Raw genomic sequence first — 14336 nt, 5'->3', positions numbered from 1 at the left:
GGGATTGAATACAAAAAGCGCCGGTTTTCGCCCGGCGCTTCTTCAATGACATCAAAGTTCAGATCGTATCAGCCGTTGACGGCCTGCTTGTGCTGGACCGGATGGCTCTTCTTGAGCAGATCGGACACCAGGAACGCCAACTCGATCGCCTGGTCGGCGTTGAGGCGCGGATCGCAATGGGTGTGGTAGCGATCCTGCAGTTCTTCGGCGGTGATGGCGCGGGCACCACCGGTGCATTCGGTGACGTTTTTGCCCGTCATCTCGACATGGATGCCGCCGGGATGCGTGCCTTCGGCGCGATGCACCTCGAAGAAGGTCTGCACCTCCTTCAGGATGCGGTCGAATGGCCGTGTCTTGTAGCCGGCGGCCTCGATGGTGTTGCCATGCATCGGATCCGACGACCACACCACGCTGCGGCCTTCCTTCTGCACCGCACGCACCAGCTTCGGCAGGTGGTCAGCGACCTTGTCCGAGCCGAAGCGGGCTATAAGCGTCAGCCGGCCGGGCTCGTTCTCCGGATTGAGCAGGTCGATGAGCTGCAACAGGCCGTCCGGCGTCAGCGACGGCCCGCATTTCAGACCGAGCGGGTTCTTGATGCCGCGGCAATATTCAACATGCGCATGGTCGGGTTGGCGCGTGCGATCGCCGATCCAGATCATGTGGCCGGAGGTGGCGTACCAGTCGCCCGAAGTCGAATCGACGCGGGTCAGCGCCTCTTCGTAGCCGAGCAGAAGCGCCTCATGGCTGGTATAGAAATCGGTCTCGCGCAGCGCGTAATTGGTCTCCGAGGTAATGCCGACGGCCTTCATGAAGTCCATCGTCTCGGTGATGCGGTTGGCGAGCGACTCGTATTTCTCGCCCTGCGGGCTGTCGGAGACGAAGCCAAGCATCCATTGATGTACGTTCTCCAGGCTGGCGTAGCCACCCTGGGCGAAGGCACGCAAAAGGTTGAGCGTCGCCGCCGACTGGCGGTACGCCATCTCCTGCCTTGCAGGATCGGGAATGCGTGATTTGGCATCGAACTCGATGCCATTGATGATGTCGCCGCGATAGCTGGGCAACGTCACACCGCCCTTGGTCTCATTGTCGGACGAGCGCGGCTTGGCGAACTGGCCGGCGACACGGCCGACCTTCACCACCGGCTGAGCGCCGGCGAAGGTCAGCACCACCGACATCTGCAGGAAGACGCGGAAGAAGTCGCGGATATTGTCGGCGCCATGCTCGGCGAAGCTCTCGGCGCAATCGCCGCCCTGAAGAAGGAATGCGTCACCGGCAGCGACGGCTGCAAGCTGCTTCTTCAGCTTGCGTGCCTCACCTGCAAAAACCAACGGCGGAAAGGTAGCGAGCTGGGTTTCCGTGTTCCTCAGCGCGACAAGGTCCGGATAGGCAGGAACCTGCTGGATCGGCTTAGCTCTCCACGAATTCGGCGACCATTTCGTCATCGAAGCACCCAACGCTCTTTCAGGCGGACGCCATCGCCCGCCAATCCGCCCCATGTGGGGTCGCGGCTCCATACACGAAGCCGATTTCCTATTCTAGACCGGAATCTCAGCGCTGGCGAATGACGGCCGGCGGCGAAAGTGCCAGCGCGGTTGTTGTCCAGAGCACCAGCGACACCCGGCTACGCCGCCTTCTCCACCAGCCGCGCCAGCTGCGTCATGACAACCGCTGAGCCTGCCAGCCGCTTTTCGGGCGTCGCCCAGTCACGGCTGAAGACGACGCTCTGGTCGGGTCGGATCTTGGCCAGCGAGCCCTGTTCGCCGATGAGCTTGACCAGCCCGACCGGATTGGGGAATTCCCGCTTGCGGAAATGGATGACGACGCCTTTCGGCCCGGCATCGAGCTTCTCAACGTTGGCCTTACGGCAAAGCGCCTTGATGAAGACGATCTTCAACAGATGCTTTACCTCTTCCGGAAGCGGCCCAAACCGGTCGATCAGCTCGGCGCCAAAAGCATCAATCTCTTCCGTATTTTCGAGATCGCCAAGGCGGCGATAGAGCGCCAACCTGAGCTGCAGGTCCGGGACATAGCTTTCCGGGATCATCACCGCCGTGCCGACGGCGATCTGCGGCGACCAGCCGCCGTCCTGCACCTCGCCGGAATCCTTCACCTCGGCCACTGCCTCCTCCAGCATCTGCTGGTAAAGTTCGAAGCCGACCTCCTTGATGTGGCCCGACTGCTCTTCGCCAAGCAGATTGCCGGCGCCGCGGATATCGAGGTCGTGGCTGGCCAGCTGGAAACCGGCGCCGAGCGTATCGAGCGATTGCAGCACTTTCAGTCGACGCTCGGCCGTATCGGTGAGCTTGCGGTTGGCCGGCAGCGTGAACAGCGCATAGGCGCGCACCTTCGAACGGCCGACGCGCCCGCGCAGCTGGTAAAGCTGCGACAGTCCGAACATATCGGCGCGGTGCACGATCAGCGTATTGGCGGTCGGTATATCGAGGCCGGATTCGACGATTGTGGTCGACAAAAGCACATCGTACTGGCCGTCATAGAAGGCGTTCATGATGTCGTCGAGTTCGCCGGGCGGCATCTGGCCATGGGCCACCGCCACCTTCAGCTCAGGCACGGATTCGCGCAGGAAATCATGGATTTCCGCGAGATCGCTGATGCGCGGTACGACATAGAAGGAATGGCCGCCACGGTAGCGCTCGCGCAGCAGCGTCTCGCGGATGACCAGCGGATCGAAGGGGGAGATGAAGGTACGCACCGCCATGCGATCGACCGGCGGCGTGGCGATCAGCGACAGCTCACGCACCCCGGTCAAGGCAAGCTGCAGCGTTCGCGGGATCGGCGTCGCCGACAGCGTCAGAACGTGGACGTCGGTCTTGAGATCCTTCAGCCGCTCCTTGTGCTTGACGCCGAAATGCTGCTCCTCGTCGATGATCAGCAGGCCGAGATTCTTGAACGAGATCGCGGAGCCGAGCAGTGCGTGCGTGCCGATGACGATGTCGACTTGGCCTTCGGCGACGCCCTTCTTGGTCTCGGCCAGTTCCTTGGCGCCGACCAGCCGCGAGGCCTGGGCGACGCGGATCGGCAGGCCGGAGAAGCGCTGCGAGAAGGTCTTGAAATGCTGGCGCGACAACAATGTCGTCGGCACCACCACCGCGACTTGAAAGCCTTCCATCGCCGCGATGAAGGCGGCACGAAGCGCGACTTCGGTCTTGCCGAAGCCGACATCGCCGCAGATCAGCCGGTCCATCGGCTTTCCGGCGCCCAGATCATCCATGACCGAATCAATCGCCGTTTGCTGGTCATCGGTTTCCTCATAGGGGAAACGCGCTGCAAACTCGCCATAGAGGCCGTCCGCCGGCACCAGCGCCGGTGCAGCCCGCATTTGCCGCTCAGCGGCGATGCGAATCAGCTGCCCGGCCATGTCGAGCAGGCGTTTCTTCAGCCGTGCCTTGCGCGATTGCCAGGCGCCGCCGCCAAGCTTGTCGAGCGTCGCCTCGGCTGAATCCGAGCCATAGCGCGACAGCAGCTCGATGTTTTCCACCGGCAAGAACAGCCGATCGTCGCCGGCATAGTGGATTTCGAGGCAATCGTGCGGCGCACCGACCGCCTCGATGGTGCGCAGCCCGATGAAGCGGCCAATGCCATGGTCGGCATGGACGACGATATCGCCTGAGGACAATGCCGAAGCCTCGGCGATGAAGTCGGACGCACGCTTCTTGCGCTTCGAGCGCCGGATCAGCCGGTCGCCGAGAATGTCCTGCTCGGCGACGACGACCAGTTTCTCCGTCTCGAAGCCGGATTCGAGCGGCAGCACGGCCAGTCCCGCCTGCCCTGGCTCAAGCTTTCCGGCTTCGGCAAGCGTCGCCACCGGTTTCAGGTTGCCAAGGTGATGCTCGGCCAGGATCTGGCCGAGCCGGTCGAGCGAACCTTCAGTCCAGCCGGCGACGATGACACGGCGGCCTGCAGCGCGCTCGTCGGAAATGTGTTTTACGACGACGTCGAAGACGTTGGCGTTAGGGTCGGCGCGTTCCTCGACGAAGCTGCGACCATGGCGCGAGCCGGCATGGAACACCTTTTTCGCACCGGCATCGGGCGCGTCGAAGGAGGTGAAGTCTATCGCTTCGCGCGGGCCAAGCGAGGCAATCAGGTTCTCGGGCGACAGATAAAGCAAATCCGGCGGCACCGGCTTGTAGGGCACGGCATCCTTCAAGGCGCCGTCGGCCTGCTTTTTGCGCGCCTCGTAATGATCGAGGATCAGCGCATGGCGCTCGGCCAGTGCCTCATGTGCCAGATGGTCGAACACCACGGGCGCATCAGGCAGATAGTCGAACACGGTTTCCAGCCGCTCATAGAAGAACGGCAGCCAGTGCTCCATGCCGGCAAACCGCCTGCCCTCGCTGACTGCCCCATAGAGCCCATCGTCGCGCGAGGGCGCGCCAAAGGCTTCGATGTAGGCGCGGCGGAAGCGGCTGATGGTTTCCGGCGTCAGCGCCACCTCGCTCATTGCCTGTAGCGCCATCGACTTGCGCTGGCCGGTCGTGCGCTGTGTTGCGGTATCGAAGACACGGATCGATTCCAGCGTATCGCCGAAGAAATCGAGGCGCAGCGCCTCCGCCCAGCCGGGCGCGAACAGATCGAGAATACCACCGCGCACCGCAAATTCGCCGATGCCGCGCACCGTCGGCACTCGCTCGAAGCCGGAAGTCTCAAGCCGTGACACCAGCGCGTTCATGTCGATCTGGTTGCCGGGCTTGGCGTGAAAGGTCTGCGCCTCGACGAGTTCCGCCGGCGGAATGCGTTGAAGCAAGGCATTCGCGGTGGTGAGAATGACGGCGCGGTGAGGCTTCTTCGCCAGCGCGATCATCGCTGCCAGCGAGTCGAGCCGCTTTGCGGCGGCGTCGGCGCCGGGCGAGACGCGGTCGTAAGGCAGGCAGTCCCAGGCCGGCAATTCCAGCACAGGCAGGCCCGGCGCGGCAAAGGCAAGCGCCTCGACGATCGCCGGCAAACGCTGGCCGTCGCGGGCCACGAACAGCACCGGCTTGTCAGGGGCGATCTCATGCGCAGCCTGCACCAGCGCAAAGGCTTCGTAGCCGTCGGCGACGCCATCGACGATGAACTGGCCGGCGCGGCCTTTCGGCAGACCGATCGTAGGGATAAGGCTCATGGCTACACGTTGTTCAGAAGGTCATCTCCCGGCGCGAAGCCAGGATTTTTTGCAGGACGGCACAGTCGACATCCGCCGGAACCGGGCGTTCGCCGGTGACGAGAGGCAGGAATTCGGTGTCGGGAATGTCGAGGAGCCTCTCATATTGGCCGATTTCGTCGCCGGTCAAGGCACCGATCTCGGCGTCGGCGAAGCTGCCGAGTATAAGGTCCATCTCGCGCATGCCGCGGTGCCACGAACGAAACAGAAGCTTGCGGCGGCGGGCATCGAGGCCCTCGCTTGATCGTTTCGTTCCGGTCATCTTCCAACATCCTTGCCCAGGCGGCGCATATAGCGTGGATAGAAGGCGGTGTCAGCCTTGCGCTACAGTCGCCGCAACATAAGCTGACATCATGCGTCCCTCCCTCCTCGATCCGCTGTTTGTCCCGATCACCTCGCTTGTCGGCGTCGGGCCAAAAGTTGGCGCCCTGATCGAAAAAGTCGTAGCAGCCGACCTCGGCGACCGGGCCGCGCGCGCCGGCGACCTCTTGTTCGTGCTGCCGCATACTGTCATCGACCGCCGCAACCGCCCGGGCATCGCCGGTTCGGCCGAGGGCGCCATCGTTACGCTCGACGTACGCATTGACCGCCACCAGCCGCCGCCACGCGGCAACAGGTCGGTCCCGTACCGGGTCTACGCCCATGACGACACCGGCGAGATCGCGCTCACCTTCTTCCATGCCCATGCTGCCTATCTCGAAAAAGCAATGCCCGTAGGCGAGCATGTCGTCGTCTCAGGCCGCATGGAATGGTTCAACGGCCGCCCGACCATGGTTCACCCCGACCATATCGCCCTTGCTAGCGACGCGGAAAACTTGCCGCTGGTGGAGCCGGTCTATCCGCTGACCGCCGGGCTCTCGGGCAAGGTGCTGCGCCGGGCCGTCGGCCAGGCGCTGGCCCGCCTGCCGGTCCTGCCCGAATGGCAGGACGGCGAGTTCCGGCGCCGCCACGCCTTTCCTGCTTTCGGCGATGCGCTCAACCGCATCCACAATCCTGCCGACCCGATCGACGTCTCTGTCGACGGCGCAGCGTGGCGACGCCTTGCCTATGACGAGTTCTTGGCCGGCCAGGTATCGCTGGCGCTGGTGCGGGCCAAGGTCCGCCGATTATCTGGCCGGCCACTCGTCGGCGACGGCCGCATAGTCGAACAACTGCGCGTGGCACTCCCCTATTCGCTGACCATGTCGCAGGAAATGGCGCTTGCCGAAATCAACGCCGATCTCGGTGACCCCGAACGCATGCTGCGCCTTTTGCAGGGCGATGTCGGCTCCGGCAAGACGGTGGTCGCGCTGCTTGCCATGGCGCGTGCCGTCGAGGCCGGCGGCCAGGCGGCATTGATGGCGCCGACCGAAATCCTGGCACGCCAGCATCTCGCAACGATTGCGCCATTGGCGGAACGGTCCGGCTTGCGCGTCGCCGTCCTCACCGGCCGCGAAAAGGGCCGCGAGCGCGCCGACACGCTGACCGGGCTGGCCAATGGTGACATCGACATCATCGTCGGCACCCATGCGCTGTTCCAGGAAACGGTGACGTTCCATGACCTCGTGCTCGCCGTCGTCGACGAGCAGCACCGTTTCGGCGTCCACCAGCGCCTTGCGATCACGGCCAAGGGCGATGCGCCCGACATGCTGGTGATGACGGCAACGCCGATACCGCGGACGCTGGTGCTAACTGCATTCGGCGACATGGATGTGTCGAAGCTGACGGAAAAGCCGGCCGGCCGCCAGCCGATCCGCACCGTCACCTTGCCGCTTGAACGGCTCGACGAACTGATCGGCCGCATGCTCGACGCCGTCGCCGATGGCCAGAAAATCTACTGGATCTGTCCGCTGGTCGAGGAATCCGAGGAGATCAACCTGATGTCGGCCGAGGACCGTTTTGCCTCGCTGAAGCCGCTGTTCGGCGACCGCATCGGCCTGGTGCACGGCCGCATGAAAGGCGCCGACAAAGACGCGGCGATGCGCGCCTTCAAGCAGGGCGACACCCGTATCCTGATCGCCACCACCGTCATCGAGGTCGGCGTCGATGTGCCGGATGCGACGATCATGGTCATCGAGCATGCCGAACGTTTTGGCCTCGCCCAACTGCATCAATTGCGCGGCCGGGTCGGGCGCGGCGACAAGCCTTCATCCTGCGTGCTGCTCTACAAGGATCCGCTCGGCGAGACGGCAAAACGCCGTCTGTCGGTGATGCGCGAGACCGAGGACGGCTTCCGTATCGCCGAAGAGGATCTGAAGCTGCGCGGCGAAGGCGAGTTGCTCGGCACCCGCCAGTCCGGCACGCCGGGCTTCCAGGTGGCGCGCATCGAGGCGCATGCCGACCTGCTCGAGGCCGCTCGCGACGATGCGCGGCTGATCCTGTCGCGCGATCCGGAACTGCAGTCCGAACGCGGCACGGCGCTGCGCCTGTTGCTCTATCTGTTCGGCCGTGACGAGGCCGTGCGGCTGCTCCGTGCCGGCTGAGGCATCGTGCCAAGCGGAGGATTGGCAAGCGCGCCGTGGATCTGCTCGCCGTTCACCGTCACCATTTTGACGGCCGGCGCCACCAGGCCGGCCGACACGATCAGCTTGGCTCCGTCCTCGATTGTCATGTCGAGCAGCACAATGTCGGATTTCGGCACATACATCAGAAAGCCCGTCGTCGGGTTGGGCGTACAGGGCATGAACACGGCAATCAGCGGATCGCCTTCCCGGTCGAGCTTCTGGTTGATCTCGGTTTCCTTCTCGCTGGCGACGAAAACCAGCGACCAGACCCCCTTGCGCGGATATTCGACCAACCCGACCTGGCGGAACATGTCGCCCTTGTTCGACAGCACGGTCTCGAAAATCTGCTTCAGCGAACGGTAGATGCCGCGCACCAGCGGCATGCGGCCAAGCAGGCGCTCGCCGAAATTGACGATGGCGCGGCCAACGATATTGGCGGTCATAAAGCCGATGAAGGTGATGAGGATCAGGGCAACGATCAGCCCAAAACCCGGCACTGGAAACGGCAAGTAGGTGTCGGGATTGTAGCGCACTGGAATGTAGGGTTTCACCCAGGAATCGACCCAGCCGATCAGCGACCAGGCAATGTAGGCGGTGATCGCGAGCGGCGCGCAAACGACGAAGCCGGTCAGGAAATAGTTTCTCAGCCGGGTCATGCCTGAGGTCTTGAGAGCATCCGACATGGTTCACCGCAGCGTGTGTTTGCAGCGCGACACTACTGAACCCGAAGGCGCTTTGGAATGGCGAAGTTTTTAAACGAGACCTATTCCACCGTTACCGATTTCGCCAGGTTGCGAGGCTGGTCGACATCCGTGCCCATGAACACGGCGGTGAAGTAGGCGAGCATCTGGATCGGCAGCGCGTAGATGATCGGCGAGATGATTTCCGGCACGTCCGGCAAAACGATCGTCTCCATCGTCTTCACCGTAGCGTGTGCGGCGCCCTTGCTGTCGGTGATCAGGATGATCTTGCCGCCGCGTGCCGCCACCTCCTGCATGTTCGACACGGTCTTTTCGAAGATGCGGTCATGCGGGGCGATGACGATGACAGGCATGTTCTCGTCGATCAGCGCGATCGGGCCGTGCTTCAACTCGCCGGCGGCATAGCCTTCGGCGTGGATATAGGAAATTTCCTTGAGCTTCAGCGCGCCTTCCATGGCCAGCGGAAAATTGGTGTCACGGCCGAGATAAAGCACGTTTTTGTAGTGCGAGAGGTCGCGCGCGATCTTTTCGATCTGACCGTCGAGCTTTAGCACCTGGTTCGCATAACGCGGCGCTTCCGACAGCTCGCGTATCAGCGTTTTCTCCTGCTCATGCGAAATCGTTCCGCGCGCCACGCCGGCCCGCACCGCCAGTGAGGCTAGCACGGAAAGCTGGCAGGTGAACGCCTTGGTCGAGGCGACGCCGATCTCCGGGCCGGCCAATGTCGGCAGGATGACGTCGGATTCGCGCGCCATGGTCGATTCGCGCACATTGACGACCGCGCCGATCTTCATGCCAGCCTTGCGGCAGTAGCGCAGCGACGCCAGCGTGTCGGCGGTCTCACCCGATTGCGAGATGAAGAAAGCGGCATCGTTCTTCGACAGCGGCATCTCGCGGTAGCGGAACTCCGAAGCGACATCGATGTCGACCGGCAGCCGCGCATAGCGCTCGAACCAGTATTTGCTGATCAGCCCGGCGAGATAAGCGGTGCCGCAGGCCGAGATCGCCAGCCGGTCGATCTTGGCGAAATCGAACGGCAGGTCGAGCGGCTTCGAGACGCCGCCGACGAAATCAACATAATGCGCCAGCGTGTGCGAGATCACTTCCGGCTGCTCATGGATTTCCTTTTCCATGAAATGGCGGCGGTTGCCTTTGTCGACCATGAAGCTCGTGCTGAGCGACTGTTGGCGTTTGCGGTCGACCTTGTTGCCGCCCATGTCGAAGATATCGACCTCGTTGCGGCGCACCACCGCCCAGTCGCCGTCTTCCAGATAGGTGATCGAATTGGTGAAAGGGGCAAGCGCAATGGCGTCGGAGCCAAGGAACATCTGGCCATCGCCATGACCGACCGCGAGCGGTGGGCCGTTGCGGGCGCCGACGATCAGATCCTCGTCGCCCTTGAACATGATGGCGAGCGCAAAGGCGCCTTCCAGCCGCTTCAGCGCCTTGTGCGCCGCCTCAACCGGCTTCAGCCCCTTGGCCAGTTCGCGCGCCACCAGATGAGCGACGACTTCGGTATCGGTCTGCGACGTGAAGCTGTAGCCGTCGCGCATCAGCTCGTCGCGCAATTCGGCGAAATTCTCGATGATGCCGTTATGGACGATGGCGACGCCGTCAGAAAAATGCGGATGCGCATTGCTCTCGTTCGGAACGCCATGCGTGGCCCAGCGCGTGTGGCCGATGCCGATCATGCCGTCGAGTGGTTCGTCCTTCAGCCGGCGCTCGAGATTGACCAGCTTGCCCTCGGCGCGGCGGCGGTCAAGCCTGCCGTGCTTGATCGTGGCGACGCCGGCCGAGTCATAGCCGCGATATTCGAGCCTTTTCAGCGCATCGACGATAAGCGGCGCGACCGGCGAGTTACCGATAATTCCAACGATACCGCACATGGCGCTTGCCCCCGATTCCGACCTCAAACCCGGCGCTATTTAGAGACTGCCGGGCTGTCGCGAAAAATCACATTCCATTTCGTCCGGTATCAGCCGGACTATCCTGCACAGATGCACCATGACAGGGCGCACTTGCAATCCGGTTACTGCAATTGCTCAGTTTCTCCGCTTATGTATCCTACCTCGGCTCAACGGCTCAAGAAATCAGTCAAAGACATGATGCGGCTATGAACGAACGAATTGACACGGTGACGCTTTGGCGCCCGGTTGGGCCCCGCGAACTGGAGTTGATCCAGAAGACAGGGATGCGCGCCTTTCCTCCTCGACTTGCCGATCAGCCGATCTTCTATCCAGTCACCAGCGAGGCCTATGCCACCCAGATCGCCCGAGACTGGAATGTGCCCGCGAGCGGATCAGGTTACGTGACGCGTTTCGAGGTGCGTCGCAGCTTTCTGGACCGTTACAGCGTCCAGCATGCCGGTAGCCGGGCGCATCTGGAATACTGGATCCCGGCCGAAGACTTGTCGGCCTTCAACGATGCAATCGTTGGCGAAATCCAGCTTGTCGCCGAGTTTCGTTAGTCTACCCTTTTTTGCGGGCCGCCGCGGCCGAAGAAAAACGCTCGCGCAACGCCTTGCCCTTGCCGGGCAGCGTCCGCTGGCGGGCACGGCCGAAGGCCAGCGCATCGTCGGGTACGCTCTCGGTGATGACGCTGCCCGAGGCGATGTAGCCGCCCTTGCCGATCGACACCGGCGCCACCAGCGAGGAGTTTGAGCCGATGAAGGCGCCTTCGCCGATATCGGTGAAGAATTTCGAATAGCCGTCATAGTTGCAGGTGATGGTGCCGGCGCCGATATTGGCACCGGCGCCGATGCGAGCATCGCCGATATACGTCAGATGGTTGACCTTGGCGCCCTCCTCGACGATCGCCTGCTTTACCTCGCAAAAATTGCCGACCTTGGCCTTGGTTCTCAGATCGGCCCCGGGCCGCAGCCGCGCGAACGGGCCGACATCGCAGTTCGACGCAATGGTGGCGCCTTCGATATGGCTGAAGGCATGGATCTTGGCGCCCGTGGCGATTTTTACGCCCGGCCCGAACCAGACATTGGGTTCGACAATCGTGTCGGCGCCGATCTCGGTATCGTGCGAGAAGAACACGGTTTCGGGCGCAATCAGCGTAACGCCAGAAAGCATCGCCTCGCGCCGCCGGCGCGTCTGCCAGATACCTTCCGCCTGGGCAAGCTCGGCACGGTTGTTGATGCCGAGCGCGTTCTCGAAACTGGCTTCGGTGGCTACGACATCAAGTCCCTGCGCAGCGGCGATCTCGACGATGTCGGTGAGATAATACTCGCCCTTGGCGTTCTTGCTGTCTACTTGATCGAGCAGCTTCAGGGCGTGCCTGCCAGCGACCGCCATCAGCCCGCCATTGCAGAAGGTGATTTTCTTCTCCTCGTCCGAGCAGTCCTTCTCCTCGCGGATGGCCACGAGCTTGCCGGCCTTTTCGATAAGCCGGCCGTAGCCCGAAGGATTCTCTGTACGGAAGCCGACCACGACGACGGCCGCACCTTCGGCCAGCTTCAGCCGCGCCGCCGCGAGCGCTTCCGGATCGATCAACGGCGTGTCGCCAAACATCACCAAGATGTCGTCATAACCCTTTGATATTGCTGCGCGTGCGGCAAGCACGGCGTGCGCGGTGCCGAGACGTTTTTCCTGGACGAAAACGTCGACCTTGGGCGCAAACTTGAGTGCGGCCTTGCGCATCTCATCGGCGCCATGGCCGATCACCAGCGCCAGATCGCCGCTGCCGGCGGCTTCGGCCGCCTTGACGACATGGGCAACCATTGGCAGGCCGGCGATTGTGTGCAGTACTTTCGGCACTGCACTCTTCATGCGCGTGCCTTCGCCAGCGGCGAGGATGATGGACAGGCAGGATCTCTGGCTCATGGGGACAGCAACCGTTGAAAGGGGTCTGGAATCGAAGCGTTAGTAGCACCGGCGGCATGCTGCACCAATGCGGTTAAATTCCGGTGAGACGGTAGAACCTCCAACCCGCGACACGCTCAAGCCGATCGGCTCAGGCGGCTTCCGCCTCGTTGCGTGATGCGAAGCTGGGGGCTCGGCCACGGCCGTATTGCCGTGGCGAACAGTTCATGACCCGCTTGAAGGCTGTGCTGAAGGCGCTTTCGGATTCGTAGCCGAGCGACAGCGCGATGACGGCGACGGGATCGCTGGAATTCGTCAGCCGGTCGCCGGCCAGCAGCATTCGCCAGCGCGTCAAATAGTCCATCGGCGACGCGCCGACCGTCTCCTTGAATCTGAGCGCAAAGGTCGATCGCGACATGCCGGTCCGTTCCGCCAGTTCCTGTAACGTCCAGCCATGCGCCGGATTGTCATGCATGGCGCTGATCGCCGTGCCGATCTGTTTGTCCGCGAGGGCAAAGAGCCAGCCGACGCCACCTTTCAATCCTTCCGAAAGATGCAGCCGCAGCGCCTGAACCAGCATCATGTGGGCGAGGTGCTGGATCACCAGAAAGCCGCCCGGCTGCGGCTCGCGCAGCTCCTGCATCATCCGCTCCACCGACCAGCGCAGCGCCGACTGGTCCGACTCTTTGCGGATATGCACAATAGCTGGCAGCATCCGCAACAGGATGCCGGCATGATTACCGCCAAGCGCGAAGCGGCTGCTGACCAGAAAGAAATCACCACCGCCATTGTGGGTCACGACACCGCCGGCTCGCGCAGGCGGAAAAATCTTGACGGCTTCAACAGGCGTCAAGCTCATGTCGCTTGCAAGGCGGAAAGGCCGTCCACTCGGCAGCAGGAAGCAGTCTCCCGTCTCAAGGCGCACTGCGTCGGCAACGCCCTCCACAGATAGCCAGCACCGGCCGGAGACCACCGCTCCGGTCTTGATGCTTTGCTGCTGGTCGGGGAACTGGATCGACCATTCACCACCAGCATCGAAACCGGCCGACATATAGTTTCGCGGGTTCAGCAGCGAGAGCACATCTGAAAGGGGATCCACGGGTCATTCCGGACGATTGCGAAGATAATACGGACTTTACCGCATAGATCGTATTTTCTCAAGCGCCTATCACGACACAACTGGGCCGCGAGCATGGTCGCGGTCAGAAATGAACAGGGAGAAGTCGTGATGCGTGTTTTCGTTACCGGCGCGACCGGATTCGTCGGTTCTGCCGTCGTTCAAGAACTCATCGGCGCCGGCCATCGTGTGCTCGGCCTCGCCCGCTCTCAGGCGTCGGCCAAGTCGCTTGCAGCCACCGGAGCCGAGGTGCATCGAGGTGACCTCGAAGACCTCGAAAGCCTGCGCAGGGGCGCGGCAGCCGCCGACGCGGTAATCCATACCGGCTTCAACCATGACTTCTCGAAATTCGCGCAAAACTGCGAAATGGACCGGCGCGCCATCGAGGCGATGGGCGGAGCACTCAAAGGCTCCGAGCGGCCCCTGCTCGTCACCTCCGGAACCGCGCTCCAGGCCCGGGGCCGTATCGCGACCGAAGAAGATGCGCCTGTTCCCGCTTCCGCCTCGTATCCCCGCGCCTCCGAAGCGACAGCCGCCGCGCTGGCGGCACACGGGGTGCGCGCGTCGGTTGTTCGCCTTCCTCCGTCGGTCCATGGCCAGGGCGATCACGCCTTTGTTCCTATTCTCATCGACCTTGCTCGGATGAAGGGGGTGTCGGCCTATGTCGGCGGAGGGCTCAATCGCTGGCCTGCCGTGCATCGGTTCGATGCCGCCCGCGTCTACCGGCTTGCGCTCGAGCATGGAGCCGGTGGCGGGCGATATCACGCGATCGCCGAAGAAGGCGTGCCGTTCAAGGACATCGCCGGCGTGATCGGCCGTCGCCTGAACGTGCCGGTCATCGCCAAGTCCGGGGAAGAAGCCGCCGATCATTTTGGCTGGTTCGCGATGTTCGCGGCGATGGATGTCCCGACCTCGAGCGAACGGACTCGCGCGTTGCTGGGGTGGGCGCCGAGCGGACCCGGGCTCATCGCCGATATCGACCAGCCGGACTATTTCGAAGGTTGAACGGACCACGTAGCTACTGTGCCTCGCGCCGCAGCTACGGCCTCGCGCTTCGGCCGGGCGGCA

10 protein-coding genes are annotated in these 14336 nt (G+C 62.9%); 3 read left to right on the top strand and 7 right to left on the bottom strand.

What is annotated here, in order from left to right:
* Positions 1 to 68: 68 nt before the first annotated feature.
* From AC0L2X_RS14710 to AC0L2X_RS14700, 3 genes are all read right to left on the bottom strand, one after another.
* Positions 69 to 1442, bottom strand: coding sequence for a class II 3-deoxy-7-phosphoheptulonate synthase (locus tag AC0L2X_RS14710; protein ID WP_473559698.1), 1374 nt, complete (start codon positions 1440 to 1442; stop codon positions 69 to 71).
* Positions 1443 to 1621: 179 nt separating this feature from the next.
* Entirely contained in the window at positions 1622 to 5119 is a 3498-nt protein-coding gene (gene mfd, locus AC0L2X_RS14705) for a transcription-repair coupling factor (protein ID WP_473599946.1), read from the bottom strand.
* A gap of 13 nt (positions 5120 to 5132) precedes the next feature.
* On the bottom strand, positions 5133 to 5420 hold the full coding sequence (locus AC0L2X_RS14700; protein ID WP_473559695.1) for an FAD assembly factor SdhE: 288 nt from the start codon (positions 5418 to 5420) through the stop codon (positions 5133 to 5135).
* A 91-nt stretch (positions 5421 to 5511) separates the two neighbouring features.
* Here AC0L2X_RS14700 and recG point away from each other — a divergent pair, with 91 nt between their 5' ends.
* Complete coding sequence (gene recG, locus AC0L2X_RS14695; protein ID WP_473559693.1) at positions 5512 to 7620, top strand: ATP-dependent DNA helicase RecG; 2109 nt, start codon at positions 5512 to 5514, stop codon at positions 7618 to 7620.
* Here the strand turns inward: recG and AC0L2X_RS14690 are convergent.
* Both AC0L2X_RS14690 and glmS read right to left on the bottom strand, forming a co-directional pair.
* Entirely contained in the window at positions 7572 to 8324 is a 753-nt protein-coding gene (locus tag AC0L2X_RS14690) for a DUF502 domain-containing protein (RefSeq protein ID WP_352491637.1), read from the bottom strand. The genes recG and AC0L2X_RS14690 overlap by 49 nt on opposite strands.
* An 80-nt stretch (positions 8325 to 8404) precedes the next feature.
* A complete protein-coding gene (glmS, locus tag AC0L2X_RS14685) occupies positions 8405 to 10228 on the bottom strand; it encodes a glutamine--fructose-6-phosphate transaminase (isomerizing) (protein WP_352565329.1) in 1824 nt (607 codons plus the stop codon).
* 227 nt (positions 10229 to 10455) lie between these two features.
* Between glmS and AC0L2X_RS14680 the strand changes: the two genes are divergently transcribed.
* Positions 10456 to 10809 carry an ADP-ribosylation/crystallin J1 gene (locus AC0L2X_RS14680; protein WP_473559691.1) on the top strand — a complete coding sequence of 118 codons (354 nt, stop codon included), beginning with the start codon at positions 10456 to 10458 and terminating at the stop codon, positions 10807 to 10809.
* Position 10810: 1 nt separating this feature from the next.
* Here AC0L2X_RS14680 and glmU read toward each other — a convergent pair whose 3' ends face one another.
* Positions 10811 to 12172: a bifunctional UDP-N-acetylglucosamine diphosphorylase/glucosamine-1-phosphate N-acetyltransferase GlmU gene (glmU, locus tag AC0L2X_RS14675; RefSeq protein ID WP_473559689.1), complete on the bottom strand. Its 1362-nt coding sequence runs from the start codon at positions 12170 to 12172 to the stop codon at positions 10811 to 10813.
* A gap of 130 nt (positions 12173 to 12302) precedes the next feature.
* Entirely contained in the window at positions 12303 to 13250 is a 948-nt protein-coding gene (locus AC0L2X_RS14670) for an AraC family transcriptional regulator (RefSeq protein WP_473559687.1), read from the bottom strand.
* Positions 13251 to 13379: 129 nt separating this feature from the next.
* On the opposite strand from AC0L2X_RS14670, the gene AC0L2X_RS14665 reads away from it, so the two are divergent.
* The gene (locus AC0L2X_RS14665; protein WP_473559807.1) at positions 13380 to 14273 is read left to right on the top strand and encodes an SDR family oxidoreductase; all 894 of its coding nucleotides are present in this window, start codon (positions 13380 to 13382) and stop codon (positions 14271 to 14273) included.
* Positions 14274 to 14336 lie beyond the last annotated feature (63 nt).

The organism is Mesorhizobium sp. WSM4828, from assembly GCF_055811175.1.
The sequence above is the reverse complement of the archived record's forward strand: the minus strand, read 5'-3'. Positions and strand labels throughout refer to the sequence as shown.

Bases quoted from the DNA above. Each gene is read 5' to 3' on its own strand.
- AC0L2X_RS14710 (WP_473559698.1), bottom strand. From the start codon at position 1,442: ATGACGAAATGGTCGCCGAATTCGTGGAGAGCTAAGCCGATCCAGCAG.
- mfd (WP_473599946.1), bottom strand. From the start codon at position 5,119: ATGAGCCTTATCCCTACGATCGGTCTGCCGAAAGGCCGCGCCGGCCAG.
- AC0L2X_RS14700 (WP_473559695.1), bottom strand. From the start codon at position 5,420: ATGACCGGAACGAAACGATCAAGCGAGGGCCTCGATGCCCGCCGCCGC.
- recG (WP_473559693.1), top strand. From the start codon at position 5,512: ATGCGTCCCTCCCTCCTCGATCCGCTGTTTGTCCCGATCACCTCGCTT.
- AC0L2X_RS14690 (WP_352491637.1), bottom strand. From the start codon at position 8,324: ATGTCGGATGCTCTCAAGACCTCAGGCATGACCCGGCTGAGAAACTAT.
- glmS (WP_352565329.1), bottom strand. From the start codon at position 10,228: ATGTGCGGTATCGTTGGAATTATCGGTAACTCGCCGGTCGCGCCGCTT.
- AC0L2X_RS14680 (WP_473559691.1), top strand. From the start codon at position 10,456: ATGAACGAACGAATTGACACGGTGACGCTTTGGCGCCCGGTTGGGCCC.
- glmU (WP_473559689.1), bottom strand. From the start codon at position 12,172: ATGAGCCAGAGATCCTGCCTGTCCATCATCCTCGCCGCTGGCGAAGGC.
- AC0L2X_RS14665 (WP_473559807.1), top strand. From the start codon at position 13,380: ATGCGTGTTTTCGTTACCGGCGCGACCGGATTCGTCGGTTCTGCCGTC.